Below are 24,121 nucleotides of genomic sequence, written 5' to 3' on the forward strand. Positions count from 1 at the left end.
CGTCTGGGAGGAGAAAATGACAAACACCTGCAGGTTTGCAGCGTTTGGAATGCTGGTTGTCCTCATGTCGGGAGGCGGCGCCACGGCCCATGCCGGGGCGTGCGAGCAGCGTGCTGCCCTGGAGCAGGCCTATTGCGACGCCGATGGCGATCTCGTCGCCGACCTCCCCGCCGACAGCTCGAAACTGCGTGACCCCGACACGCTGGTCTGGGCCTTCGCGCCGATCGAGGACCCGGCCGTCTATGCCCAGCTGTTCCGCCCGTTCACTCGCCATCTGTCGGCCTGCCTCGACCGCCAGATCGTCTATTACCCGGTTCAGTCCGTTTCCGCCGAAATCGCCGCCATGCGCGCCGGCCGCCTGCATTTCGCAGGGTTTTCCACCGGCCCCACGGTGGAAGCCGTCAACAAGGCCGGCGCGGTGCCCTTCGCGGCGAAAGGCCAGAACGGCGAAGTGCGGGGCTATCACCTGGTCGCGATCGTGCGCGCGGATTCGCCCTACCAGACGCTCGCGGACCTGAAGGGCAAGCGGGTGGCCCATGTTTCCGCCGCCTCCAATTCCGGCAACCTCGCCGCCCGTGCCCTGTTCCCGGCGGAAGGCCTTGTTCCGGACGAGGACTATCGGCCGATCATGTCGGGCGCCCACGACAAGTCGGTCATGGGCGTGCTGTCGGGCGATTACGACATGGCGGCGGTGGCCTCCGACGTTCTCGAGCGGCTGGTGGAGCGCGGCACGGTCGATCGCTCGGCCATCCGCGTCCTCTATGAAAGCCCGCTGTTTCCGACGGCAGCCTTCGTCCACGCCCATGATCTCGATCCCGCGCTCACGGAGAAGCTGAAGGCCTGCTTCTTTGCGTTCCGGTTTCCACCCGACATGTCGGCCGCCTTCAACGGCGACGAACAGTTCCTGCCGGTCCGCTATGAAGAGGCGTGGCGAACGGTGCGCGAAGTGACCGATGCCGTCGGCGCCTTGCCGGATTGAAGCCAGAAGAAAAACCATTCCCAACCAGAAGTGAGCCCATGACCCAGCAAACCGTTTTGCCGGAGGAGCGCGCGCATCCTCTCTCGGCCTGGAAAAGGCTGTCCTATCTCGTCCGCGTCAAGAGCGCCGATCCGACCCTCCTGCTGGCCTTGGCGCTGCTGATCGTCTTCGGCTATCTCATCTTCGCGCCCGTCGTGCTCCTGCTGGTCGATGCGGTCACGGTGCATTTCGCCGATACGGCGCGAACCCGGCAGGATCTCGGTGACCTGACCTTCTATTATCTCAACCGGGTGCTGCTCTCGCCGATATCGCGCGATCTGTTCTGGTGGCCGCTCGCCCACACGGCGATCATCAGCGCCGGCGCGATCTTGCTCGCATTCCTGGTCGGCGCCCCGATCGGCTGGCTGCTGAGCCGCACGGACCTGATGGGCAAGAAGTGGTTTTCCACGGCCCTGCTGGTCCCCTACATGCTGCCCTCCTGGACCTTTGCGCTCGCCTGGCTGACGCTCTTCAAGAACCGCACGATCGGCGGCCTGCCGGGCTGGATGGAGACCCTGGGCTTCACGCCGCCGGACTGGCTGGCCTACGGGGCGCTGCCGATCGCGCTCATCCTCGCGCTTCACTATGCGCCCTTCGTCATCCTGCTGTTCGGCAATGCGCTGAAGCAGTTCGACACGCAGCTCGAAGATTCCGCCCGCAGCCTCGGCGCCAGCCCGCTCACCGTTGCGCGCCGGATCATCCTGCCGCTGATGATGCCGTCGCTGGTGTCCGCCGCCACGCTCATCTTCGCCAAATGCCTGGGCGATTTCGGCGTGGCCTATGTGCTCGGCGTGCCGGTCGGCTTCGATGTGCTGGCCACATCGCTGTTCCGCGCGATCTCGACAAGCCAGGCCGGTGCATCGGCCGTGCTTGCCGGCGCCATCGTGCTTCTGGGCAGCCTGTCGATCATCATCGACATGCGCCTGCTCAAGGAAGCCCGGCGCTTCGTGACCATTGGCGCAAAGGGCGCGATTGCGCGCGAGGCGCCGCTCGGAAAATGGCAGTTGCCGGCGGTCGCCTGGGCGTTTGCGGTGTTTCTGGTCAGTGCGGGCATACCGCTTGCGGCGCTGTTGCTCACCACGGTGATGCATGTCCCCGGTTCGTTCAGCCTCGACAACTTCACCCTCGACTACTGGATCGGCACCGATCTCGGCACCACCGCGCTGCACCAGGGGATTCTCCTGACCGGCGAATTCTGGCTGGCGCTGTGGAACAGCGTCTGGATGGTGGGTCTGGCCGCCACCGGTGCGGGCATGCTCGGCCTGCTGGTCGGCTATGCCGTGGTTCGCTCGCCGGTGCGCTTCGTGTCGGTGGCGCTGCGGCAGATCACGTTCCTGCCCTATCTGGTTCCCGGGATCGCCTTCGCCGCCGCCTATCTCTCCATGTTCGCCGTGCCCCGGCCGCCGCTGCCGGCCCTTTACGGCACGCCGATCATCCTGGTGCTGGCAATCCTTGCAGACCAGATGCCCTTCGCATCGCGCGCCGGCATCTCCTCGATGATGCAGCTCGGCCGCGAACCGGAGGAAGCCGGGCAGATCGTCGGAGCCGGCTGGTTCCGCCGCATGCGCTCCATCGTGCTGCCGATCCAGCGCGGCGCGCTTGTCTCGGCGATCCTGCTGCCCTTCATCTCCGGCATCAAGGGCTTGAGCCTCGTCGTGGTGCTTGCCGTGCCGGGCACGGATCTCCTGACCACCTACGCAATCCGCCTTGTCGATTACGGCTACAGCCAGGCTGCCAATGCCGTGGTGGTGATGCTCTGCGTCGTCGCCTTTGCCGGCACCATGCTGGTCCAGAAGATCGGCAAGGCCAACCTCTCTGACGGTATGGGAAGCAAATAATGTCCAGCATCGTATTGGAAAACATCCGCAAGACTTACGGCCGCAACGCGCCCCCCGCCATCGCCGATCTGAGCATGGAAATCGGCTCCTCCGAATTCCTCTGCCTGCTCGGCCCGTCCGGCTGCGGCAAGACCACGACGCTGCGCATGATCGCCGGCCTCGAGCATCCGACGGACGGCCGCATCCTGGTCGACGGCAAGCCGATCGTTTCGGTCGCGGACGGTCTCTTCACCGTGCCGGAGAAGCGCAACATGGGCCTGGTCTTCCAGAACTATGCGCTCTGGCCGCACATGACCATCCGCGACAATGTCGCCTTCGGCCTGACACTGCGCAAGATGCCCGCCGCCGAGCGCGACGCCACCGTCGATCAGGTGATGACGACGCTCGGAATTGCCCGCTATGCGGATCGCTACCCGGGACAGCTGTCCGGCGGCCAGCAGCAGCGCGTGGCGCTCGCGCGCATGCTCGCGCTGCAGCCGTCCGTCATCCTGCTCGACGAGCCGCTCTCCAACCTCGACGCCAAGCTGAGGCTGGAGATGCGCACCGAGCTCAAGCGCATTCACGCCGAGGCGGGCTCCACCATCGTCTTCGTCACCCACGACCAGTGGGAGGCGATGACCCTCGCCACCACCATCGCCGTGATGAGCGAAGGAGAGTTGCAGCAGGTCGGCACGCCCGATGACATCTACGAGCGCCCCGCCAACCGCTTCGTCGCCGAATTCGTCGGCAACCTGCCGATCAACATCGTCGAGCGCGACGATGGCCGGAGCGACGCCCTGCATGCGTGGATCGACCGCTGCTTGACGCTGTTCGCCGTCGACGGGGCTCGCGTCGCTTCCGCCGGTATCCGGCCGGAAGCGCTCAGGTTCGGCAGTCTTTCCGACGAGGAGGTCACCCGGCACGCGGCCGGCCAAGGCGTGATCGTCGACATCGTCCCCACGGGTGGAAGCTGGATCGTCGAACTCGACGTCGCAGGCCATCGCGTCTTCGCCATCGCCACAGAGCATCCGCAGGTGACCACGGGCGAGCAAACGCATTTCTGGGTCGAAAGGCATCACCTGCATCTTTTCGACCGGGACAAGAAACGCATCACCCTGTGACGGGGATGTGCAACCAAAGGCAACGGAGGACCTCAATGCCTAGACTATCGATCTGCATTCTGACGAGCGTGTCCGCTCTCACCATCGGCCTGGCAAGCGCTACGGCGCAGGAAGCCAAGGAAATCGGGATTCCTGACAGCGAATACTCGCTGGAAGCCCTCATCGAGGCTGCCAAGAAGGAAGACCCGATCACCGTCATCGACGCCACCGGCAAGATCGTTGCGATGGCCGAGAACTTCTCGAAGAAATACGGCCTTCAGGCAACCGGCGTGAAGATGAGCGGCCAGGACCAGGAACAGGTGATCGCCCGCGAAGCCGCAGCCGGCAATGTGCGCACCGACGTCTTCAACATGAGCAACCTGCCCTCCGTGACCAGCCAGATCCTGCCGCAGGGCTTCGGCATTTCCTGGCTGGCGCCGGACCTCAAGGACAAGATTCCCGCCGAATACCAGAACCCGGCGATCACCAGCAACAATCCCTGGGTGTTCGCCTACAACACCGACGTCAACGGCGAGACCTGCCCGGTCGACAATCTCTGGGCACTGACCACGGACGCGTGGAAGGGGCGCGTCGCCATGCCCGATCCCCTGCTGCGCAACGAGACCATGTTCTGGTTCAACCAGCTCGCGGAGCATGGCGACCAGGCCATGCGCGAAGCCTACAAGGCCCAGTTCGGCGAGGAACTTGAAACCGACGAGGCAAGCGCGACGGCCGAATGGGTCAAGCGCCTTGCCCAGAACAAGCCGAAGGTCACCAAAAGCGACAGCGATGTCGGCCCGATCGTCGGCGCCAAGGAAGAGCAGCCCCCGATCGGCTTCCTCAGCGCGGCGATCTTCCGCGATGCGAAGAAGAACGGCTATGGCATGGGCATCTGCAAGGAGATGAAACCGTGGGTCGGCCAGCTGACGCCGCGGGTTGCGGTCATCGCCAGCGGCACCAAAAGCCCCAACACCGCCAAGCTCTTCGCCCGTTTCATCATGACGGAAGAAGGCATGGCGCCGCAGCTTCATGACGGCAAGATCTCGACCAATATCGACGCGAAGATGCCCGACGACGAAGCCTCCGGCATCGCCAACTATGTCGACCGGCTCTATGTGAACCACTCCGAGACGACCGACAGCGACTTTGCCAAACTGCAGGATTGGCAGGACTTCTGGCTGACGAACTCGCGGTAAGCGAAACCGCCCCACGTAGCGATGCGTGGGGCATCTCCTGTCGGCCGCGCCGTCAGGTCATCACGACACACCAGCGACCGGTCCCCGAGCCACCCGACGGATCTCCGAATGCCGGAGCCTGACCTGCCAACGCGACGGGATCCCGCGACCCGGAACCCCGCCCCCGACCCTGCCGGTCTTCACACCGCCCAGTACAGGCTCTTGGCCTGCTGGTAGGCACGCATGCCCTGGAGGCCCTTCTCGCGGCCGAGGCCCGAGAGCTTGAAGCCGCCGAAGGGGGCTGCGATCGAGAGCTGCTTGTAGGTATTGATCCAGACCGTGCCGGCTTCGAGCGCGCGCCCCACCCGCCAGGCTTTGCGGTAATCGCTGGTCCACAGGCCCGCGGCCAGACCATAGACGCTGTCGTTGGCCGCCGCGACCAGATCGTCTTCATCCTCGAAGGTCATGAAACACAGCACGGGCCCGAAGATCTCCTCCTGGGCAATCTCCGACCTGTTGTCGATCCCGCCGATGATCGTCGGCAGGTAATAGGCGCCGTCGGCGTAGACGTCGCCTTCCGGGCGCCGGCCGCCGAGGATCGCTTCGCCGCCGGCCTCAAGGCCCTTGCGGACGAAACTTTCGACCCGATCCCGGTGCGCGAAGGATGCCAGCGGCCCGAGATTGCTGTCGGGATCGGTCGGCGGACCGAGCCGCAAGGCCTGGGCCTCCTGGACCAGAAGCTCCCGGAACTCGTCGGCGACGCGCTGTTCCACGAACAGCCGTGACCCCGCGACGCAGGATTGCCCCGTGCCTCCGAAGATGCCGCTGGCAACCGTCTTGGCCGCTTCCTTCAGATCGGCGTCGGCAAAGACGATATGCGGAGACTTGCCGCCAAGCTCGAGGATCATCGGCACGAGCCGGTTGGCCGCCCCGCGCGCGATTGTCTGCCCGGTCGAAGTTCCACCGGTAAAGCTGATCAGTCCGATCAGGTCGTTTTCGACCAGGGCCTTCGCCGTTTCCACGCCGCCTGTGACAATGGAGACGAGACCGTCGGGGACCCCCGCGGCGACCATGCACTGCCCCAGCGCCAGCGTGACGAAGGACGTCGTCTCCGCGGCCTTGAGCACGACGGCATTGCCGGCGGCAAGCGCCGGCGCAAGCTTCTGCGCGCCCATGGTCAGGGGCGAGTTCCAGGGCGTGAGTGCCGCGACCACGCCGACGGGTTCGTGCACGGTCATGGTGAAATAGTCGCCGCGCGCGGGCGGCAGCGCATCCTCGCTGCACTCGCAGACCGCCGCGTAATAGCGAAAGATCCCGGCTGCGGCCAACGCCTGCGCCCGGCTCTCGGCGCGGGTCTTGCCGTTCTCGTTCATCTGCAGTTCGGCGAGATGGTCGGCCTGGCGCTCCACCTCGTCGGCCGCGCGATAAAGCACGCGCGCCCGCAGATGCGGCGGCTGGGCCGCCCAGCCGGACTTGCGCTGGGCTTCTCGCGCCAGCGCAATGGCCTGCGCGACCTGGGCGGGCGTCGAGGTGCCGACCCGTCCGATGCGCTGGCCGTTGGCAGGATTGATCACGTCCATCACCGGTCCGTCACCCGGCGTGGCACGCCCTGCGATCAGCAGGTCTTCGATGCCATCGGGCAGCGGCATGGCAACTGGAGTATCAAATAGCGGCATGGTCGAAATATCCTTGTTCAAAGCCCGAGATAGGCTGCCCGGATATCCGGGCTCGCCAAAAGGTCCTGGCCGCTGCCGGTCAGGGTCACGCGTCCTGTCTCAAGCACGATTCCCGTACTGGCGAGCGAGAGCGCCATCTGCGCGTTCTGCTCGACGAGCAGAACCGTCATTCCAAGACTCTGCGAAATCTGCGCGATGATGCGGCCAAGTTCGGCGACGATGATCGGCGCGATCCCGAGGGAAGGCTCGTCCAGCAGCAGCACACGCGGCTGCGCCATCAGCGCCCGTCCGATCGCGCACATCTGCTGTTCCCCGCCCGAGAGCGATCCGGCCGCCTGCCGCTTGCGCTCCTTGAGCCGCGGGAAATAACCGTAGACCCGCTCGAGCATCTCATCCCGGGCCTTGCGGTTGGAAACGGTGTAGGCCCCCATGAACAGGTTCTCCTCCACCGAAAGCGCCGGAAACAGCCGGCGCCCTTCGGGAGACAGGGCAACGCCACGACGAAGCGCCGCACCGGGCTTGGAGGGAACCGTTTCGCCGCCAACCTGGATGGTGCCGGAAACGGGATCGACCATTCCGCAGATCGCCTTGAGAACGGTGCTCTTGCCGGCGCCGTTGGAGCCCACCAGCGCCGCGATCCGGCCTTCCGGAACATCGAAACTGACATCGTGAAGAGCCCGGACCGGTCCGTAATTGACCGTCAGGTTCCGGATGGAGAGATCATTCGACATGTTCGGCTCCAAGATAGGCCTCGATGACCTTCTGATCGTTGCGCACATCCTCGGGCTGGCCGTCGGCGATCTTCTCGCCGTGATCCAGCACCACGATGTGGTCACACAGCTTCATGATCAGGCGCATGTGATGCTCGACGATGAGGATGGTGAGGTTGAAGTCGCGCTTGAGGTCCTGCAGGATCGCGCCGAAGCGGTCGACTTCCTCGGGATTGAGGCCCGCTGCCGGCTCATCGAGCAACAAGAGCGACGGCCGGGTGGCAAGGCCGATCGCGACCCCCAGCCGCTTTTGGTGGCCGTAGGCGAGCGTGCCCGCGATCTGGTCGGCATGCTCGGTCAGGCCGACGGCACGCATGACCTCCTCGACGGAGGCATGACCAGCCGCCTCGGCTTCGCGCGCGGCCGCTCCGCCGAACAGCGACGAGCCGAGCCCCAAAGGATGGCGCAGCAGCGCCCCGCGCAGGATGTTTTCCCGCACCGTCGCCTTCGGGAAGGTCGTGGCCGCCTGGAAGGTGCGCGCCAGCCCCCGCTCCACCACCTGGTGCGGCGGCAGGCCGGTGATTTCGCGTCCATCGAAAACCACCTTTCCGGATGTCGCCGAAAGGGTTCCGGTTATCAGGTTGAAACAGGTCGTCTTGCCCGCTCCATTCGGCCCGATGATGCCGCTGATATGGCCGCGCTCGACCTCGAAACTGACGTCGGAGAGGGCCGCGAGTCCACCGAACCTCTTGCTCAGTCCCTCGACGTTGAGAATGCTGTTCATGAGCGGTCTCCCTTCAACCGGGTGAGCTGTCCCGACAGGCCGGCCAGTCCCTGCGGCAGGAACCGGAGCACCGCGATCAGGATCACGCCGTAGATGATGTGCTGGTATTCGAGCGCGCCGCGCAGGAATTCCGGCAGGGGCGTGAGGAAGATTGCTCCGACGAGCGGCCCCCAGAGGGCCAGGCGGCCACCGGTCACGAGAATGATCACGTAGGAGACGGACAGCTGGAAGCCGAAGGTCTCAGGCGAAATGAAGCCGATATAGTGCGCCATGATCGCACCGGTGAAGCCGGCGATCGAACTGCCGATCACGAAGGCGAGGTTTTGCGTCCGCGCCGTCGGCGTTCCCGAGGATTCCGCAAGCGCCGGATTTTCCTCCACCGCCGCGAAACGACGGCCCAATTGCCCGTTGCGGATGAGGTAGAGAAGCGCAGTCACGGCCACGAGACAGGCAAGGGTGAAGACATAGACCTGCGACTGCTCGGCAAGCACAAGGCCGAACAGCTCGATCTTCGGCACGCCGGCGATGCCGCTCGAGCCGCCCGACACGCCGGGGAACTCAAGCATGACCAGGCGAAACAGCTCGTTGAGCGCAAAGGTGATCAGCACGAAATAGACCCCGCGCAGGCGAAGCAGAGGCTTGCCGATGAGATAGGCCACGGCGCCGGCAACGAGCGCGCCAGCCGGCAGACCGACGACAAACGGCAGGCCCAGTCGGGTGACCAGCAGCACGGAGGTATAGGCGCCCAGTCCGACGAATGCGGCATGGGCGAGCGAAAGCTGTCCGACCCAGGCGATCACCGCCAGCCCGCTCGTCGCCATGGCCGCGAGGCACACCATGATGCCGACATGGAAATAGAACACATTGCCGGTGAACCAGGGCACCGACGCGATGAGCGCGGCAATCACCAGATAGACGAACGTGCTTGCGCCAACCGTCGGCACAGTTTTTTTCGACACGGCAGCACTCATGCTTCCGCCCTCCCCATCAGGCCCGAAGGACGGACCAGCAGAACCACGACCACCAGGGCGAAGGTGACGATGTCGGCTGCAGAGGCGCTGACGAAGGAGCTCGTCAGGCTTTCGATCAGGCCGAGCAGAATCGCCGCCAGCGCCGCACCGGGGATGGATCCGAGCCCGCCGAGGATGACCACGATGAAGGCCTTGAGCAGCGGCGTGCCGCCGATGAAGGGAGAGACGCCGAACAGCGGCGCCATCAGCCCGCCGGCCACGGCCGCGAGCGCCACGCCGAGCCCGAGGCCGAGCGGATACATGATTTCGAGGCGGACGCCGTAGATCGAGGCGACTTCCTGGTCCTGAACCAGCGCACGCAGGGCCCGGCCCATCCGCGTATGCATGAGGAACCCGTAGAAGGCGAGCAGGATGACGACGCCGGCGCCGAGCGTGAGCGCACGCGACTTGGGGACGATCAGGTCGCCCAGCCGGTAGACGCCGGACACGAGAGACGGAAAGGACTGCGGATCCGGTCCGAAAATGATCAGCGCCATGTGCTGGAGGATCATTGCCAGCCCGAGCGAGGCGATCATCCCCGACAGTTCATCCGCGCGGAACGGCCGGAACACGAAGCGCTCGACCAGGCCACCGAGCAGGATGGCCATCACCACGGTGACGACCAGAGCGGCAGGAAACGGCAGACCGAGCCACTTGACACCGATGAGGGTGAGAAAGGCCCCGATCATGTAGAATTCGCCATGGGCGAAGTTGACAATTCGCATCACGCCGAATGCGAGAGTGAAACCTATTGCCATCATCAGATAGAGCGTACCGAGTATCACTCCATTGATGATCGACTGAGCGATCAGAAAACTCACGGACCGGACCTTTCAATGGGAGAAGCCGCGCGCGGGACAATCCCGCGCGCGGCACTGCGGCTTACTCGCAGCCTTGGGAGGTGCATTTGGCGACGATGACTTCAGAGCCGTCTTCGACGCGCGCGATGTAGAAGGGGGAGTCGAGCTGGTGGGCGATGCCGTAGCGCTCCGCACCGGTCCAGTTCAGCGTGCCGAGGACGCCGTCATAGTCCTTGAGGTTTTCGAGCGCGGTCTTGACCGCGTCCGTGTCCTCGACGGTGCCGGCATCCTGCATCGCCTTGAACAGCATTTTCGTGCCGTCATAGAAGAAGGGCGAGAAGCCGTTCATCTGATCCTTGTAGGTCTCTGTGTAACGCTTCTCATAGGCCGCGGCGGTTTCCACACCCGGATCGTAGGCCGAATGCACGAACATGCCTTCGGTCGCCTCCTTGCCGGCCACGTTGACGATGTCCTGCGTGGCGGGGCCGCCGGTGCGGATGATCACGCCTTCGAAGCCGATGTCGCGCGCCTGCTGGACGATCTGGCCGGCGGTGACCGGGGAGTTGCCATCCAGTTCGATGGCATCCACGCCCTGGGCGACGATGCGGGTCAGGAGCGGAATGAAATCGACGCGATCGCGCTCGAAGAACTCGACGGCCGACAGTTCCGCGCCGGCATTCGCATAGGCCTGGCCGACATCCTTGGCGATTGCCTGACCGGTCTCGTCCTTCGGGAACAGGGCGCCGACCGTCTTGATGCCCTTGTTGGCGACAATCCAGTCGATCTGCGGCTGAGCGACCTCGGCCGTGGTGGGATTGGGCCGGAAGGTATAGGGCTTCTCCGCGGACAGTGCCTCGGCGGTGAAGCCAAGCGTCATGGTGATGACCTTGTTTTCTTCCGTGATCGGCTGGATCGCCAGGATCGGTGCCGAGCCGACAGTGCCGATGATGTATTTGACCTTGTCTTCGAAAACGAGGCGGTTGGCGGCGGTCACGGCTTCATTGGCCTTGTAGCTGTCATCATAGGGGATGACCTGGACCTTGTAGGAGGTGTCGCCGACCTTGAGGCCGCCATCCTTGTTGACGTCCTCGGCGGCGAGTTCGGCAGCGCGCAGCATGCCCTGCCCCCAGCTCGAGCCGGCGCCCGACAGCGTCACCAAGGCGCCGATCTTCAGCGTTTCCTCCGCATTGGCCGCACCGGCAAGCAGTGCCAGCGCCGTCGTCGCGACGAGCAGTTTGTTCAGTCTCATGTCAATTCCTCCCTGTTTCAGTTGATCGACGGATTCGTCTCAGTCGCCCGGTCGGCAAGCTCCTGCAGAACCGGATGGAGATAGCGGGCGAAAAGCCCGTAATTTTCGCTCATCGGGAAATGGCCCAGTCGCTCCATGACGATGGCGCCACACCCCGGGATCTGCTCGGCGGTCGCGAGCATGTCTTCCGGACGGCAGGAGAAATCGTACTCGCCCGCCATCAGCCACAGAGGGCACTTGCGCGTGTCGATCCGCGGCAGGATCGGCCGCAAGTCTCCGTCGACACGGTAGAACCAGAGGTCGCCCTTGAAGATGCCGGGCCCGCCCTGCATGTAATGCCAGAGCGTCTCGTGGCGGTCGGCTTCGGGCCCGCCCGGAGCAACCAGCCCGGAGATGAGCGCAGCACAGACCTCGCCGCCATGGACTTCCGGGCGATGCAGCCAGTCGGTATCGTACCAGGGGGCCTGCCACGCGGCTCCCTGGGCACCGATCAGACCGCCGAAACGCTCGGCGTGATCGGCGGCAAGCTGCAGAACGATGCGGCCGCCGATGGAGCAGCCGAGCACCACGGGGCGCTCGAGCGCGAGTTCATCGCAAACCGCGAGGATCAGCCCGACATAATCGGCGGTCGAAAGCCTGTATTCCTCATCCTGCCAACCTTCCGGCGGACTGGACTTGCCATGCCAGGGCATGTCGAACGCGATCACCCTGAACCGGCTCGTGACCTCTTCGTCGAGCAGGAGGTTGCGATACTGCCTGGCATCGGCGCCGGCGGTATGAAGACACAGGAGCGGAATGCCCTGCCCCGCCTCCTCGACATACAGCCGATGCGGGCGGCCGCCGATGTCCATCCTGAGATACCGGCCGATGATGGGATCGAATTTCGCGCTCATGCTGCGCACCTCGGCAACGCCACGATGTCCTTGACGATCTGCAGATGCTGCATCAGCGGAAGAAAATTGCCTTCAATGCGCATCCGCCCATAGCGGGCCATGCCGAGAATGTCGCTCGCGTCGGGCGATGGCATCTCTTTCCAGTGATCCATCCAGGCCTCGCTCTTTGCGCGCAGCGCAAAATCCCAGCCATCCATCGGCCCGGATACAGCCCGGATCGCAAGTCGCCCGCAGTCGAGCGTGACGAGCCGCCCCACCTGGTCCGCCTCGAGAAGAAAGGTCAGCCGGGCGCGCCTGGCACGGCGCATCAAGCTATCATTGGCGGCGTATACCGCCGGAATGCGGTCGAGCAACCGCATCACGTTCTCCGCCATTCGCTCCTCCCATTGGTGTGCACAGCAGAACAATTGGTCTGTTTATAAGCAGAGCCTTTTCCGGTTGGCAAACACTTTTTTCGCGTCCCACACCAGCGCAGCGCCATCAGGCCGCGACATTAGACAAAAAATTTTGTTGCGCCTAGCAGAATTATGGGTCTATTTATCGAAACAGGAGGACCAAGATTTGACCCCACACGCACACACTCCGCTGGTCCGGATCGAGCAAGTCTCAAAAATCGGCAAGAACCTCGAACGCCCTGAATCGGTTCACTTTTTCAGTGACGGCTCGCTCGCGGCGTCGCATCGCGGACGCGGCGTGAGCCGCATCCTGCCGAACGGAGACGTGACCACCATCGGCCCCGACCCCGCCATCGCCAACTCACACGAACTGGTGCCCAACGGAATTGCGCCACTCGCCGATGGAAGCTTTCTTCTCTCCAATATCGGCGAGGGCGGCGGAATCTGGCATCTCTCTCCTGAGGGCACGCTGTCGCCGCACCTGATGGAAGCCGACGGAATCGCGCTGGCCGCCGCCAATTTCATCATGACGGACGCGCAGGACCGGACCTGGATCACGGTCAGCACCATCCGCCAACCGCGGTTCGACGCCTATAGCGACAAGGTGGCCGACGGCCTGATCGTGCTGATGGACCAGAGCGGCGCCCGGATTCTTGCGGACGACATCTGCTTTTCCAATGAATGCCGGCTGACCCCGGATGGAACGGGCCTGGTCATCAGCGAAACCTTTTCCCGCCGCATCACGCATTTCGACCTGGTGGGTGGAGAATTGAAGAATCGGCGGACGCTGGCCCAGTTCGGCCGGGGCGATTTTCCCGACGGGATCCGCTTCGACAGCCAGGGGCATCTTTGGGTCACCTGCATCGTTTCCAACCGCATCTGGCGCATCGCGCCCGATGGAAGCCGCACCCTCGTTCTCGAAGACTGCGACGCGGCCCTGGTGGATCGTGTCGAAACCGCGCTCGCCGAAGGCCAGATGGGCCGGGAACATTTCTATGACACCGGCACCAGCCGGCTCTGCAACATGGCGAGCATCGACTTTTCGTCCGACGAAAGCACCGCCTATGTCGGCTCCCTGTGTGGCGACGCAATCCTGACCTTCCCGATTTCAACGGTTCTTGGAGACCATCAATGACATCCCCGACGATCGGCTTCGCCGGCCTCGGCGTGATGGGCGAGCCCATCTGCCGCAATATCCTCACCAAATCCGGCGCCGCCTTGAAGGTGTTCGACCTCAAGCCGGACCCCGTCCAGCGCCTGGAGACCCTTGGCGCACATGCGGCCAGGACGCTCGCCGAACTTGCCGCCGAAGTCGATATCCTGTTTCTCTCGCTTCCGGGCGGAAAGCAGCTCGAAGCCGTGGTGCGCGGCCCCGGCGGCATTCTCGAGACCGGGCGCGAGGGCCTTCTGGTGGTCGACATGACCACCGCCCCCGTCGGCCTGACCCGCGAGCTTGCCGACGAACTCGCAGCCAGGGGCATCAATTATGCCGATGCGCCCGTCGCCCGCACGAGACAGGCGGCAGAGGATGGTACGCTGTCGATCATGGTGGGCGCCAGCCGCGAGGTGTTCGAGCGCATCCAGCCGATCCTCGCCCATGCGGCGAGCGAGATCACCCATTGCGGACCGATCGGCTGCGGTCAGGTGGTCAAGATCCTCAACAACATGGTGCTGTTCGAAACCGTCGTCGCCCTTTCCGAAGCGCTGGCGCTGGGAAAGGCCGCGGGCGTGGATGCCGGGCTTCTTTTCGACACCCTTTCCAAGGGATCGGCCGACAGTTTCGCCCTGCGCAATCACGGCATGAAGGCGATGCTGCCGGACAGCTTCCCCGAAGGCGCCTTCCCGACCGATTACGCCCTCAAGGACGTGTCCTATGCCCTGGAACTCGCCGCCCTGACCGGGTACCGGACCCCGGGCGCCGAACTTGCCAAGGCCCGCATGGAAAAGGCGCGTGAGGCTGGCTTCGCGAACGCCTATTTCCCGGCGCTGGCGCGCGTCGTGGACCGGACCTGACGATGGACCAGCGGCAATTCCACGCAGCCGGTGGCGGTGCCGCGGCACCGCATGCCTGGCGGAAGCGGCCCATGCTTCCGGGAATTGCCGGCGGTACCGGCTTGAGCGCCGGCCCGGGCGGGCTCGTCCTGCACCGCCTCGCAGACAGCCCGCTCCCCAGCCTTCTTCGGTCCTTTCGTCCCGGCCCGCTTGCGGCATTTCTTGTCACCAGGGACCACGAAAAATTCGTGCACGGCCTTTGCCGCCATCTTGCGCCGGCTCGCCGCGCGCGAGACAAACGATTGATGCAACACTGAAAACGGCGAGGCCGCATAATTCCATCACACCAGGAAATGCTCTACATATGAGATCCGGGGATAGACCAAAGGCATCCTGCACGCGGGCGCAATCGTCCGATGCAGACAAGATGCTCCAGATTGAGAAAGACAGAGCACACCTTGTGCGGCCAAGATGGACCCAGGGCGCTCTGGAAGCGAGGCGGTTGAATGGCGATCGATGACGGCGAGGAAGTGGACCAGGGCCAGCGCGGGGTTGCCGCCGTCGACCGGGCGCTGTCGATCATAGCCGCGCTCGAAGCCTCGAACATTCCGCGCAACCTGTCGGAGATTTCCCGGACCACCGGCCTCTACAAGAGCACGATCCTGCGCCTGCTCCAGTCGCTGCAGGATGCGGGCTATGTCATTCGTGTCGACGATTCGAAATACGCCCTCGGCCCCACCATCATGCAGCTTGGGCTGGCCTATGAGAGGACCAACCCGCTGCGGCACTTGTTCCTGCCGGTGATGCAGCGTCTTGTCGATGCCGGCACCGAAAGCCCCTCCTTCCATATCCGCCAGAATGCGGATGAACGGGTCTGCATCTTCCGCCTCGACTCCAACCATTCCACGCTCGACCGTGTCCAGGCCGGCGACCGGCTGCCGCTCCGCCGCGGCGCGGCCGGAAAGGTGCTGCTCGCGTTTGGCGAGGACCAACCCGCCGGCGAGGAGATGGAGCAGATCAGACGCGAGCGTTTCGCGGTGTCCCTGGGCGAGCGCGACAAGTTCTGTGCGGGCATCGCGGCCCCCGTCTTTACGCGACGCGACAAGCTGATGGGCGCACTCTCGCTCTCCGGCCCCAAGGAACGTTTCACGCCCGATAACATTCTGGCCATGAGAAACCACCTTGCCGTCACCGCCCGCGAACTCACTGCGGAACTCGGCGGCACTTACCCGGCCTGAAATCCGGCGGACCGACAGGCAGGCGGGTGCGCCGCTCAGAGCGGCACCGGCGGGCGATCATTGCTTCATCGGCTCCTTGACGGCAAAATCCGCCGACCATGCCCTACGCCCGTTCACGGGGGCGGGAGCGCTGATTGCCGGAGCCCCTTCGCGACGTCCGCAACGGCGCTGCGCAGCCACGCATGGGCGGGATCGCCACCGCGTCGTTCATGCCAGACCTGGACGAAGGCAAAGGGCGGGATTTCGAACGGCGGCTCGAAGACGATGAGCGACGGATCGTTCTCGTAGGCGACAAGCGCATTGCGCGCGACGGTCAGGACCAGATCGGTGCCTTGTATCAGCCGGGGCGCATTGCCCCAATGCGGCAGTGTGACCGCGATGCGGCGCCGATGGCCGATCATGCGCAGGGCCGTGTCGATCTCGGTGTTGGCACCATCTTTCATCGCCACGAGAACATGGGGCCGCGACAGATAGGCCTCGATATCGAGCCACTCCCTGCCCGACATCCTCTCCCGGTCCGCCAGGCAGGCGAAGTGCTCGACAGTCAGTCGCCCGACTTCAAGCCGCTCGGGAAGATCGGGGAAGACGCCCAAGGCCAGATCGCAGTCCCCGTCCAGCACCTGCCGGAGCATCGCTTCCCGGCTCGATTGAGTGATGACCAGGTCGATGCCCGGCGCCTTGAGACGCAGCAACCTCGTCAGCCCGGGAAGGAAGACCGCCGAGCCGTAATCCGACATGGCCAGACGGAATGTCCGCTTTTCCTGCGCGGCCACGAAGCCGCCCGGGCCGAGAACCTCCCGCATCTGCCGCAGGGCTTCGCTCAGCGCTGGCGCGATCTCGAGCGCCCGGGCACTCGCGACCAGCTGTCCGCCGCGGCGGATCAGCAAGGGATCATCGAACAGCAGCCGCAGCCGCGCGAGCGCATGGCTGACGGCGGGCTGGCTCATGTTCAACCGGGTGGCCGTGCGCGACACATGCCGCTCGGCCAGCAGGGCATCGAGCACCACGAGCAGATTGAGGTCGATGCCGCGGAGATTATTCACATTCTGCATGCCGTAGATGCTATATCGGAATTTCCATTTACAAAACAGATAACGCATCTGGTGCGCAACGGAGGTTGTTCACCATGCAAACAAACGCGCTTTTCCTCATCCTTGCCGCCATCGTCACCGGGGCGGTCGTTCCCTTCCAAGCCGGCGCCAATGCGGCGCTGGGCCGGACGCTCGGCCATCCGCTGTGGGGCACGCTCGTCTCCCTGTGCGTCAGCTTCGCCTGCATCGTGCCCGTCATGCTGTTGGCCAAGGTCCAGGCGCCGACGCTTTCCAACCTGGCCCAGGCGCCGCGCTGGATCTGGATCGGCGGCGTGGTCGGCGTCGTCTACATCACCGGCGCGCTGATGCTGGCGCCGAAGCTCGGCGCGGCCGGCTTCATCATCGCCGTCATCGCCGGGCAGATGCTGGCGTCGATCCTCATCGACCAGTGGGGCCTTGTCGGCCTGCCGCAAAAATCCGTCTCATGGTCCCGCCTGGCCGGCCTTGGCCTGATCTTCCTCGGGCTGATCGTGATGCAGTTGCAGGCGCTGGGACTGAAGCCGCCCGCCGGTTCGTAACCGCCCGACACGCGCTCCCCTCTTCCAGAAAGGTCAAACCATGAAACTGCTTCACATCGACTCCAGCATTCTCGGCGCCCGATCCGTGAGCCGAACGCTGTCCAGGGCGGCCGTCGAGAGATTGCGGGAGCACGATCCGGCACTGGAAGTCATCCACCGCGATCTGGTCGCCGATCCGCTGCCGCATCTGACCGGTGACCACCTCACATCCGCCCCTGCCGTCATCGAAGACATCGCCCTGGGCAGCCGGGTTCTGGAGGAATTCATCAACGCCGATGTCGTCGTCATCGGTGTCGCGCTCTACAACCTCACCATTTCCAGCCAGCTCAAGGCATGGATCGACCGGATCGTGATCGCGGGAAAGACGTTTCGCTATAGCGCTCATGGCCCGGAAGGCCTGGCTCGGGACAAGCGGATCATCCTCACCGTGGCGCGCGGCGGTCATTACCGGCAGGGCATCGGGCTGGCCTCGTCGGAACACGCCGAAGCCTATCTTCGCGCGATGTTCGCTTTCATCGGCGTGACACGGCTCGAGGTGATCGCCGCCGACGGTCTCTCCGTCAGCGACGCAGAGCGGGAAAGCAGCAGGCAGGCCGCTCTTGAGGCGATCTCGACCCTCGCGCCCTGCTGACTGCGACGGCGCATGCAATAGGCAGCGCCGCAGCAACCCGATGAACAGCTGCGGACCGCCTGCCCTCATCAAGGCAGGCCGGCGAACACGAGCACTGTGGGCGTAGCGCCGGATTGCAGTTTGACGGTGCGCCCCAGGGCGCACCTCCCTGGCCGGCCGCCAGGCTGTCAGTCGCCCTCGGACCCCGCCACGCGGTAGGCACCCGCCAGCCGCCGTGCCTGGTTCCAGATTTCGGGCGATTCCTGCCTTGCGTCCTGCCGCCCGCAGGCGGCGAATGCGCGATCCGCCTCGGCTTCCGCCTCCGCAAGCACCTCACCGAGATCGAGATGCGGAACCTTGCGCTCCTCCATCAGGATGCGCCCATCGACGATGACGGTGTCGACATCGGCGGCATTGGCAAAATGGGTGATCCGGTTCAGCGCCATCACCGGCGGCCACAGATGCGGTTTGCGCCCGTCTAGTAGCACGATATCGGCCTTCTTCCCCACTTCCAGCGAACCGAGGTGGTCCGAGACCCCGAGCGCCCTGGCGCTGTCGATGGTGCACAGTTCCAGCGTCTTGCCTTCCGGCAGCACCGCGGGATCGCGGAAGTGACGGCGATGATAGTGCATCGCCTGCGCCATGTGCCGGAACATGTCGAAGCCACGGTCCGGCGCGCCGGCATCCGAGCCCAGACAAACGGTGACACCGGCCTCGATCAGTTCCGGGACCGGACAGCGCCCGTTGATCGACATGATCGCGGACGGATTGTGGATGATCGATGCCCCGGTTGCGACGAGGGCCGCGAAATCCGCTTCGTTGAGATCGATGCTGTGCCCAAGGGCCGCAAGCGGCGACAACAGCCCCAGCTCCTGCGCCAGCGCAATGGTGCCGGTCCGGTGCCCGTCCTGGGTGAACAATGTCCCTGTCCGGTCCTGCAAGGCCCGCATGGCGCCCGACATCCGGCGGATCTCCGCACCGTTCTGCTCCATGTGCGGCGGCGCATAGACCGGCAGGATCAGGGCAACGCCGGTACGGCGGCCGAGAATGTCGTCATGCCGGGAGATCAGCTCGGCGCAGACCTCCATCTGCTCATCGAAGCTGACCGGCCGGCGCTCCGGGCCGAACTGCTTGGGGAAGGGCAAACGCCCCGGCCCCACGGCCATGAAGGTCCGCAGGCCTGACTCGATCGTCGCCGCACTGTGGGCATCGCCCGCTTCCGGCGTGTCGGTGCGCATCACGTCCGCGCCGCCGCCGAGCAGCGACACGGCGGTCGTCACCCCGCCCATCAGCCGCTCCAACTGGGCGAGCCGCGCCTCTGCCCGCCAGAAGGCGGGGGTGGCGACTCCGGCATAGATTTCCTCGCAGATCCGGAACCACAGGTCGCCGTCCCCGTCGCCGGCCGCGCGCACCAGCCCGTGACCGGAATGGGAATGGGCATCGATCAGCCCCGGCAGGGCGATCAGGCCCGGCCGCTCGATGATCCGCCGTGCCTCCGGCGCCTGGCCGGTGCCGATGGCGGAAATCCGGTCCGCATCGATGGCGATCCATCCGTTCTCGATCACGCGCCGGTCGGCATCGACGGTAACGATGCTGGCGCAGCGAACCAGCAAGTCATGCAACACATTCATGCGAGGAGGTCCTTAAGGTCGGCGGAAGAATCCGCATCTTCGTCAAGATCGAGCTGGCCTTCCAGATGGTCGAGATGATGGTCCATCAGAAGTTGCGCCCGCTCGCTGTCGCCAGCCTTGATCGCTTCGACCATTTCGGCATGTTCGTCAGGTCCGCATTCGGCCTGCTTGCGGGTCTGGTACATCGCGATGATCAGCGAGGTGCGCGAGACGAGGTCGCGCAGCACGTCCCAGAGATAGGGCGATCCGGCGAGTTCGCCGATCAGCAGATGGAAGCCGCCCGACAACAGGATCGTGGCCTTGGTGTCGCCCGTGGCCCTGGCCTGCTGCTCCTCCTCGACATGCGCCTCCAGGCGCGCGATCGCTTCGGAATCAGCCGCTTGGCAGAGCCGAGCGAGGAGACTGCGCTCGATCGTGCGGCGAGAAAAGAAGATGTCCCGCGCTTCCTCGATCGAAGGCTGAGAGACGAAGGCGCCGCGATGCGGCACCAGCGTGACCAGACCGTCATGCTCGAGCGCGGTGAGCGCCGCGCGCACGCGCGCCCGGCTCACCGAGAAGATCTCCGCCAGCTGTTCTTCCTTCAGACGCGTCCCCGGCTTCAGCTTGCGTTCGGCGATCGACAACCAGATGCGGTTGTAGATCTCCACCTGCGGTGCGTCGCTCGTTTCTGTCTCAGACATTCAGCTCAATCCCTCGATGAACACTTAATCTCCAATCTGCCTAAAATTACGTCAACAATAATGTTGTCACAAGCAATTTATTTTGTAGACAATCCGCGTCTATCGTGTTTGCAATAAGGCGTCGCGGTCCTGATACCCGTCAATTCTTTGGGCCAATCGAACAAAAAAGGGAACTCACAGATGCTTCGCCACCTTGCCATGACAGCCGTCGCCGCGACCATCGCGGCCACCGGCGCTTCCGCGGAAACCCTGCGCTATGCCACGGCGCGGGATGTCTACGGGCTTGACCCGCATGCGGTGACCGACAGTTTCACCAATATCTTTACCCATCACATCTACGAACCGCTGGTCCGCTACAATGCCGATCTCAAGGTCGAGCCGGCGCTGGCCACAAGCTGGGAAGTGATCGAGCCCACCCGCGTGCGCTTCAAGCTGCGCGAAGGCGTGAAGTTCCAGGGCGGCCAGGACTTCGGCGCCGACGATGTGCAGGTCTCGCTGATGCGCGCGGTCGATCCGAAATCGCCGCTGCGCGGCAACCTCCCCGGCCTGAAGGCGGTCGAGATCGTCGACGACCTGACCGTCGACCTCATTCTCGAAGGTCCCACGCCGCTTCTCAACAACTACCTCACCAACATCTTCATCATGGACAAGGGTTGGCTCGAGGAACACAATGCGGTTGCGCCGATCGACGCGAGCCAGGGCGAGGAAGGCTACACCACCAACAATGCCAACGGCACCGGTCCCTTCAAGCTCGAAAGCCGCCGCCCCGACGCGCTCAACGTGCTCGTCAACTATGAAGGCTGGTGGGATACGCCGCAGCACAACCTGACCCGCATCGAGCACACGCCGATCGGCTCCGACGCCACCCGCGTGGCAGCGCTCCTGTCCGGCGAGATCGACCTGATCGAACCCGCGCCGCTCCAGGACGCCGACCGCATCGACGGGACCGAGGGCGTGCACATGCTGCAGAACCCGGGCCTTCGCAGCATCATGATGGGCATCAACATGGGTGACGAGCTTGTCGACGGCAATGTCGAAGGCAACCCGCTCAAGGACCTCAAGGTCCGCCAGGCGATGTATCACGCCATCAACATGGACCTGATCCGCGACCGGATCATGCGCGGCAAGTCGCGCGTCACCGGCTCGCTGATCGCGCCGGAAGTGAAGGGCTTTACCGAAGCCATGGACGAGCGGCTCCCCTATGATCCGGAGAAGTCCAAGGCGCTGCTCGCCGAAGCCGGCTACCCCGAGGGTTTCGCCTTCAACCTGAACTGCCCCAATGACCGCTATGTCAACGACGAGGGCATCTGTCAGGCTATGGCCGCGATGCTGGCCCAGGGCGGCTTCCAGCCGCGTCTGGTGACCGAGCCCCGCCAGATGCACTTCCAGAAGGTCGACAACCACCAGGTCGACGTGTTCATGCTCGGCTGGGCCACTCTGCCGATGCTCGACGGCTTCTCCGTGCTCTCGGCCATGCTGGCAACACCCGGCGGCGAATACGGCACCTTCACGCCGAAGGGCTATTCCAACCCGAAGGTCGACGAGCTGACGCACGCCGTCGCCACCGAGATCGACGAGGAAAAGCGCCTGGCGATGATGCAGGAAGCGCTGATGCTGGCCAAGGCCGACATTCCGTGGCTGCCGCTGCACCAGCAGCCGCTGTCCTGGGCCGCTCGCGACAGCGTGGAAATCCCGCAGGCCGCCGACGATCTGGTCCGCCTCTGGTACGCCAAGATCACCAAGTGATCTGAACGGGGCCGGAACGCTTTGCTCCGGCCCCTTCTTGTCTTCATCCAGCTGCCAGGGAGGACCCGGACATGCTCGGCTTTCTGATCCGCCGAATCATCCAGTCGATTTTCGTGATGCTCGCGGTCGCACTGATCGCCTTCATGATGTTCCGCTTCATGGGCGATCCGGTGAATTCGCTGGTAGCCGAAAACGCCACCGTGGAGGAGCGCGACGCGGTGCGCGAGCGCCTGGGACTCGACCAGCCACTCTGGGTGCAGTACGGGCGCTTCGTCGCCCGCGCCGCCACCGGTGATTTCGGCCTCTCCTGGCGCAATGCCCGCCCGGTCTCGACCCTGCTCGCCGAACGCTTTCCCGCGACCGCGGAGCTCGTGCTGGTCGCCGCCGGGCTGTCGCTCTTGCTCGGCATACCCTTGGGCATCCTGACCGCACTCAGGCCGCACAGTTTCTCCACCCAGACGCTGCAATTCTTCTCGCTGATCGGCATTTCGTTGCCAACCTTCGTGACCGGCATCCTGCTGATCCTCGTCTTCTCGGTCTGGCTCGGCTGGCTGCCCTCCTTTGGACGCGGAACGGTGGTCGATATCGGCTGGTGGTCGACGGGCTTTCTCACGCTCTCCGGGCTCAAGGCTTTGGTGCTGCCCTCAGTCATGCTCTGCCTGTTCCAGCTCACGCTGATCATGCGGCTCGTACGGGCGGAAATGATGGAGGTGCTGCGCACCGACTACATCAAGTTCGCCCGCGCACGGGGACTTACCAACCGGTCGATCCATTTTAGGCATGCGCTCAAGAACACGCTCATTCCGGTCATCACCATTTTCGGCCTGCAGCTCGGCGGCCTGATCGCCTTCGCCATCGTCACCGAGACCGTGTTCCAGTGGCCCGGCATGGGAGCGCTTTTCATCCAGGCCGTCAGCTTCGGCGACGTGCCGGTGATGGCCGCCTATCTGGTGCTGGTCAGCTTGATCTTCGTCGTCATCAACACAACCGTCGACCTGCTCTATGCGGTGCTCGACCCGCGGCTGCGCGTCGATGGCGCGCGTGCCGCGCATTGACCGGGGGAACGCCATGACAACCTCAAGCCTTTCCCGCGCCTTCAACAGCGACATCGCCTGGAGCTTCCGCACCTCCTGGTCGGCCCGGATCTCGAGCCTGATCCTTGTGCTGCTCTTTGCCGCCGCCTTGCTCGCACCGGTGCTCGCGACCCAGAACCCCTATGACATCTCGCAGCTGTTCCTGCTCGACAGCGAACTGCCGCCGTCCTGGATCGATGGCGGCGACCCGCGCTATCTGCTCGGCACCGACCAGCAGGCCCGCGACGTCTATTCCTCGATCCTCTACGGGCTGCGCCTGTCGCTGATCGTGGGCTTCGCGAGCGTCGCGCTTGCGGCCGCGCTCGGCGTGTCGCTCGGCCTGCTCGGCGGCTTTGTCGGCGGCGTGGTCGACGGCGCGATCATGCGGGTCGCCGATATCCTTCTGAGCTTCCCCGCCATTCTGGTGGCGCTGCTGGTCAACGGCATCGCTCGCGGCGTGCTCCCGCCCGAACGCCATGCCGATGCGGCGATCTGGGTGATGATCCTCGCCATCGGCCTCACCAACTGGGTGCAATATGCCCGCACCGTGCGCGGCTCGACCATGGTGGAGCGGCACAAGGAATATGTGCAGGCCGCCCGCATCAACGGCGTCTCGGGCGCGGGCATCATGATCCATCACATCCTGCCCAACGTGCTCGGCCCTGTTCTGGTCATCGCCACCATCAATCTCGGCATGGCCGTGTTGACCGAAGCCACCCTGTCGTTCCTCGGCGTCGGCATGCCGGCGACCCAGCCTTCGCTTGGCACGCTGATCCGCATCGGCAACGAGTACCTGTTCTCGGGCATCTGGTGGGTGGTGATCTTCCCGTCTGTCGTGCTGGTCGTGCTCGTGCTTGCCGTCAACGTGCTTGGCGACTGGTTGCGCGATGCGCTCAACCCGAAACTGAGGTAAGC

General features: G+C 64.6%; 23 protein-coding genes. 12 read left to right on the forward strand and 11 right to left on the reverse strand.

The window, feature by feature from the left end:
* Positions 1-49 precede the first annotated feature (49 nt).
* From phnD to AWJ14_RS02805, 4 genes are read left to right on the forward strand one after another with little or no spacing between them, the layout of a single operon-like run.
* Positions 50-979, forward strand: a complete 930-nt coding sequence (gene phnD / locus AWJ14_RS02790; protein WP_066174600.1) for a phosphate/phosphite/phosphonate ABC transporter substrate-binding protein — start codon at positions 50-52, stop codon at positions 977-979.
* A 38-nt stretch (positions 980-1,017) separates the two neighbouring features.
* Entirely contained in the window at positions 1,018-2,856 is a 1,839-nt protein-coding gene (locus AWJ14_RS02795) for an ABC transporter permease (RefSeq protein WP_066174603.1), read from the forward strand.
* Positions 2,856-3,956, forward strand: coding sequence for an ABC transporter ATP-binding protein (locus AWJ14_RS02800; RefSeq protein ID WP_066174606.1), 1,101 nt, complete (start codon positions 2,856-2,858; stop codon positions 3,954-3,956). Before AWJ14_RS02795 ends, AWJ14_RS02800 begins: the two co-directional genes overlap by 1 nt.
* A 35-nt stretch (positions 3,957-3,991) precedes the next feature.
* A complete protein-coding gene (locus tag AWJ14_RS02805; protein WP_066174609.1) occupies positions 3,992-5,131 on the forward strand; it encodes an ABC transporter substrate-binding protein in 1,140 nt (379 codons plus the stop codon).
* Positions 5,132-5,310: 179 nt separating this feature from the next.
* Here AWJ14_RS02805 and AWJ14_RS02810 read toward each other — a convergent pair whose 3' ends face one another.
* The 8 genes from AWJ14_RS02810 to AWJ14_RS02845 form a co-directional block, all read right to left on the reverse strand.
* Positions 5,311-6,786 (reverse strand): aldehyde dehydrogenase, encoded by a 1,476-nt coding sequence (locus AWJ14_RS02810; protein ID WP_083219976.1) that lies wholly within the window; start codon positions 6,784-6,786, stop codon positions 5,311-5,313.
* Positions 6,787-6,803: 17 nt separating this feature from the next.
* Positions 6,804-7,517: an ABC transporter ATP-binding protein gene (locus AWJ14_RS02815; protein WP_066174615.1), complete on the reverse strand. Its 714-nt coding sequence runs from the start codon at positions 7,515-7,517 to the stop codon at positions 6,804-6,806.
* A complete protein-coding gene (locus AWJ14_RS02820; RefSeq protein ID WP_066174618.1) occupies positions 7,507-8,280 on the reverse strand; it encodes an ABC transporter ATP-binding protein in 774 nt (257 codons plus the stop codon). Before AWJ14_RS02820 ends, AWJ14_RS02815 begins: the two co-directional genes overlap by 11 nt.
* On the reverse strand, positions 8,277-9,239 hold the full coding sequence (locus AWJ14_RS02825) for a branched-chain amino acid ABC transporter permease (RefSeq protein ID WP_245304104.1): 963 nt from the start codon (positions 9,237-9,239) through the stop codon (positions 8,277-8,279). Before AWJ14_RS02825 ends, AWJ14_RS02820 begins: the two co-directional genes overlap by 4 nt.
* An 8-nt stretch (positions 9,240-9,247) precedes the next feature.
* On the reverse strand, positions 9,248-10,111 hold the full coding sequence (locus tag AWJ14_RS02830) for a branched-chain amino acid ABC transporter permease (protein WP_066174624.1): 864 nt from the start codon (positions 10,109-10,111) through the stop codon (positions 9,248-9,250).
* A 61-nt stretch (positions 10,112-10,172) separates the two neighbouring features.
* On the reverse strand, positions 10,173-11,339 hold the full coding sequence (locus tag AWJ14_RS02835) for an ABC transporter substrate-binding protein (protein WP_139112503.1): 1,167 nt from the start codon (positions 11,337-11,339) through the stop codon (positions 10,173-10,175).
* 17 nt (positions 11,340-11,356) lie between these two features.
* Positions 11,357-12,232, reverse strand: a complete 876-nt coding sequence (locus AWJ14_RS02840; protein ID WP_066174627.1) for an alpha/beta fold hydrolase — start codon at positions 12,230-12,232, stop codon at positions 11,357-11,359.
* Positions 12,229-12,606, reverse strand: coding sequence for a hypothetical protein (locus AWJ14_RS02845; protein ID WP_066174629.1), 378 nt, complete (start codon positions 12,604-12,606; stop codon positions 12,229-12,231). The genes AWJ14_RS02840 and AWJ14_RS02845 overlap by 4 nt, the downstream gene beginning before the upstream one ends.
* 64 nt (positions 12,607-12,670) lie before the next feature.
* Here AWJ14_RS02845 and AWJ14_RS02850 point away from each other — a divergent pair, with 64 nt between their 5' ends.
* The 3 genes from AWJ14_RS02850 to AWJ14_RS02860 all read left to right on the forward strand — a co-directional run bounded on the left by AWJ14_RS02850 (position 12,671) and on the right by AWJ14_RS02860 (position 15,857).
* Entirely contained in the window at positions 12,671-13,762 is a 1,092-nt protein-coding gene (locus AWJ14_RS02850) for an SMP-30/gluconolactonase/LRE family protein (RefSeq protein WP_245304105.1), read from the forward strand.
* Positions 13,759-14,640: an NAD(P)-dependent oxidoreductase gene (locus AWJ14_RS02855; RefSeq protein WP_066174635.1), complete on the forward strand. Its 882-nt coding sequence runs from the start codon at positions 13,759-13,761 to the stop codon at positions 14,638-14,640. The genes AWJ14_RS02850 and AWJ14_RS02855 overlap by 4 nt, the downstream gene beginning before the upstream one ends.
* 485 nt (positions 14,641-15,125) lie before the next feature.
* Positions 15,126-15,857: an IclR family transcriptional regulator gene (locus AWJ14_RS02860; protein WP_066174641.1), complete on the forward strand. Its 732-nt coding sequence runs from the start codon at positions 15,126-15,128 to the stop codon at positions 15,855-15,857.
* Positions 15,858-15,970: 113 nt separating this feature from the next.
* Here AWJ14_RS02860 and AWJ14_RS02865 read toward each other — a convergent pair whose 3' ends face one another.
* Entirely contained in the window at positions 15,971-16,957 is a 987-nt protein-coding gene (locus tag AWJ14_RS02865) for a LysR substrate-binding domain-containing protein (protein ID WP_245304106.1), read from the reverse strand.
* Between the two features lie 26 nt (positions 16,958-16,983).
* Between AWJ14_RS02865 and AWJ14_RS02870 the strand changes: the two genes are divergently transcribed.
* Together AWJ14_RS02870 and AWJ14_RS02875 are read left to right on the forward strand one after the other, a co-directional pair.
* Positions 16,984-17,466: a DMT family transporter gene (locus AWJ14_RS02870; protein ID WP_066174644.1), complete on the forward strand. Its 483-nt coding sequence runs from the start codon at positions 16,984-16,986 to the stop codon at positions 17,464-17,466.
* Positions 17,467-17,506: 40 nt separating this feature from the next.
* Complete coding sequence (locus AWJ14_RS02875) at positions 17,507-18,097, forward strand: FMN-dependent NADH-azoreductase (RefSeq protein WP_066174646.1); 591 nt, start codon at positions 17,507-17,509, stop codon at positions 18,095-18,097.
* Positions 18,098-18,264: 167 nt separating this feature from the next.
* Here the strand turns inward: AWJ14_RS02875 and AWJ14_RS02880 are convergent, their stop codons facing one another.
* A complete protein-coding gene (locus AWJ14_RS02880; protein ID WP_066174649.1) occupies positions 18,265-19,707 on the reverse strand; it encodes an amidohydrolase family protein in 1,443 nt (480 codons plus the stop codon).
* Complete coding sequence (locus AWJ14_RS02885) at positions 19,704-20,387, reverse strand: GntR family transcriptional regulator (RefSeq protein WP_066174652.1); 684 nt, start codon at positions 20,385-20,387, stop codon at positions 19,704-19,706. Before AWJ14_RS02885 ends, AWJ14_RS02880 begins: the two co-directional genes overlap by 4 nt.
* A gap of 180 nt (positions 20,388-20,567) precedes the next feature.
* On the opposite strand from AWJ14_RS02885, the gene AWJ14_RS02890 reads away from it, so the two are divergent.
* From AWJ14_RS02890 to AWJ14_RS02900, 3 genes are all read left to right on the forward strand, one after another.
* A complete protein-coding gene (locus AWJ14_RS02890; protein WP_066174655.1) occupies positions 20,568-22,133 on the forward strand; it encodes an ABC transporter substrate-binding protein in 1,566 nt (521 codons plus the stop codon).
* Between the two features lie 71 nt (positions 22,134-22,204).
* On the forward strand, positions 22,205-23,188 hold the full coding sequence (locus AWJ14_RS02895; RefSeq protein WP_066174658.1) for an ABC transporter permease: 984 nt from the start codon (positions 22,205-22,207) through the stop codon (positions 23,186-23,188).
* A gap of 13 nt (positions 23,189-23,201) precedes the next feature.
* Entirely contained in the window at positions 23,202-24,119 is a 918-nt protein-coding gene (locus AWJ14_RS02900; RefSeq protein ID WP_066174851.1) for an ABC transporter permease, read from the forward strand.
* Positions 24,120-24,121: the final 2 nt, after the last annotated feature.

The organism is Parahoeflea olei (assembly GCF_001703635.1).
Classification (GTDB): domain Bacteria; phylum Pseudomonadota; class Alphaproteobacteria; order Rhizobiales; family Rhizobiaceae; genus Hoeflea; species Hoeflea olei.

Excerpts from the sequence above, each read along its gene's own strand:
- AWJ14_RS02895 (WP_066174658.1), top strand. The coding sequence starts at position 22,205 with ATGCTCGGCTTTCTGATCCGCCGAATCATCCAGTCGATTTTCGTGATG.
- AWJ14_RS02900 (WP_066174851.1), top strand. The coding sequence starts at position 23,202 with ATGACAACCTCAAGCCTTTCCCGCGCCTTCAACAGCGACATCGCCTGG.
- AWJ14_RS02885 (WP_066174652.1), bottom strand. The coding sequence starts at position 20,387 with ATGTCTGAGACAGAAACGAGCGACGCACCGCAGGTGGAGATCTACAAC.
- AWJ14_RS02795 (WP_066174603.1), top strand. The coding sequence starts at position 1,018 with ATGACCCAGCAAACCGTTTTGCCGGAGGAGCGCGCGCATCCTCTCTCG.
- AWJ14_RS02820 (WP_066174618.1), bottom strand. The coding sequence starts at position 8,280 with ATGAACAGCATTCTCAACGTCGAGGGACTGAGCAAGAGGTTCGGTGGA.
- AWJ14_RS02805 (WP_066174609.1), top strand. The coding sequence starts at position 3,992 with ATGCCTAGACTATCGATCTGCATTCTGACGAGCGTGTCCGCTCTCACC.
- AWJ14_RS02855 (WP_066174635.1), top strand. The coding sequence starts at position 13,759 with ATGACATCCCCGACGATCGGCTTCGCCGGCCTCGGCGTGATGGGCGAG.
- AWJ14_RS02815 (WP_066174615.1), bottom strand. The coding sequence starts at position 7,517 with ATGTCGAATGATCTCTCCATCCGGAACCTGACGGTCAATTACGGACCG.
- phnD (WP_066174600.1), top strand. The coding sequence starts at position 50 with ATGCTGGTTGTCCTCATGTCGGGAGGCGGCGCCACGGCCCATGCCGGG.
- AWJ14_RS02870 (WP_066174644.1), top strand. The coding sequence starts at position 16,984 with ATGCAAACAAACGCGCTTTTCCTCATCCTTGCCGCCATCGTCACCGGG.
- AWJ14_RS02880 (WP_066174649.1), bottom strand. The coding sequence starts at position 19,707 with ATGAATGTGTTGCATGACTTGCTGGTTCGCTGCGCCAGCATCGTTACC.
- AWJ14_RS02800 (WP_066174606.1), top strand. The coding sequence starts at position 2,856 with ATGTCCAGCATCGTATTGGAAAACATCCGCAAGACTTACGGCCGCAAC.
- AWJ14_RS02860 (WP_066174641.1), top strand. The coding sequence starts at position 15,126 with ATGGCGATCGATGACGGCGAGGAAGTGGACCAGGGCCAGCGCGGGGTT.
- AWJ14_RS02840 (WP_066174627.1), bottom strand. The coding sequence starts at position 12,232 with ATGAGCGCGAAATTCGATCCCATCATCGGCCGGTATCTCAGGATGGAC.
- AWJ14_RS02875 (WP_066174646.1), top strand. The coding sequence starts at position 17,507 with ATGAAACTGCTTCACATCGACTCCAGCATTCTCGGCGCCCGATCCGTG.
- AWJ14_RS02845 (WP_066174629.1), bottom strand. The coding sequence starts at position 12,606 with ATGGCGGAGAACGTGATGCGGTTGCTCGACCGCATTCCGGCGGTATAC.
- AWJ14_RS02835 (WP_139112503.1), bottom strand. The coding sequence starts at position 11,339 with ATGAGACTGAACAAACTGCTCGTCGCGACGACGGCGCTGGCACTGCTT.
- AWJ14_RS02810 (WP_083219976.1), bottom strand. The coding sequence starts at position 6,786 with ATGCCGCTATTTGATACTCCAGTTGCCATGCCGCTGCCCGATGGCATC.
- AWJ14_RS02865 (WP_245304106.1), bottom strand. The coding sequence starts at position 16,957 with ATGCGTTATCTGTTTTGTAAATGGAAATTCCGATATAGCATCTACGGC.
- AWJ14_RS02890 (WP_066174655.1), top strand. The coding sequence starts at position 20,568 with ATGCTTCGCCACCTTGCCATGACAGCCGTCGCCGCGACCATCGCGGCC.